Origin of the sequence: Kitasatospora sp. NPDC059803, from assembly GCF_042732255.1 — a bacterium.
Classification (GTDB): Bacteria; Actinomycetota; Actinomycetes; order Streptomycetales; family Streptomycetaceae; genus Kitasatospora.
The window spans coordinates 6,751-7,447 of the sequence record NZ_JBHWIJ010000374.1 but is presented as its reverse complement, the minus strand read 5'-3'; the positions used below and the strand labels follow the sequence as shown (position 1 = coordinate 7,447).

1 protein-coding gene is annotated in these 697 nt (G+C 70.0%); it reads right to left on the bottom strand.

Annotated elements, in window-relative coordinates; translation table 11 throughout:
* Positions 1 to 196: 196 nt before the first annotated feature.
* Complete coding sequence (locus ACFV6I_RS35750; RefSeq protein ID WP_380430087.1) at positions 197 to 424, bottom strand: hypothetical protein; 228 nt, start codon at positions 422 to 424, stop codon at positions 197 to 199.
* Positions 425 to 697: the final 273 nt, after the last annotated feature.

The following is a 697-nucleotide window of genomic DNA, read 5'->3' as shown; positions in this document are numbered from 1 at the left end:
CCCCCCCCCCCCCCCCGCCGCCGTCATGTCTGCACCCTCATCCACCCTGCGGCGAGCGCGAATCCACCCGTTGAGGAGGCGAAGAGGATAAGGACGAACACCAATGCACTCGCCGCGGTGGGAACACGCTCAGGTATCGCGAGGAAAACCACACCCGCGAGCGCGAAACTCCCGATGGTGATGGCACCGGAGGCGATTACGGTCGCATTCCCCTGCGGAGGACGGCGACCAGCCGCTCGATGACGTCCGGCCGGGCGGCCCCGAGGTCGATCAGGATGACTCCGGTGGCTTTGGCCGAGCGCCAGTCGATGCCGAGGGAGGGCAGTTTGACCTCGGCGGCGTGCAGGACGGCCTGGAGGTCGTCGAGGATGTCGGCCGCGACGCGACGGTCCTCGACCGTGACCTTGTCGATCATGCTGCTCATGGGGCATCGCACTCTTCGCTGTTCGTGATCCAACGCGCTTCGGTGTCCCACTCCACGCCGCCGCCGAGGGGCCGGAGGAAGGCCAGCCCGTGCTGCCACCCCATGAAGACGGCCCAGCGCCCGGAGCGGACGTCGTAGACCCGCTCGCCGACAACCGTCGGCCGGTAGGGCTCGGACGGGGGCGCCCCCCCCCGCCCCCGCGGCCGCCACCGCGCCGAGTCACACCACCACCACCAACCCGAGGGCGAGGTATCGCAGCACAAGGGACTCCAC

What these genes read in the sequence shown, in the direction of transcription:
- ACFV6I_RS35750 (WP_380430087.1), bottom strand. Translation starts at nt 424, where the DNA reads ATGAGCAGCATGATCGACAAGGTCACGGTCGAGGACCGTCGCGTCGCG.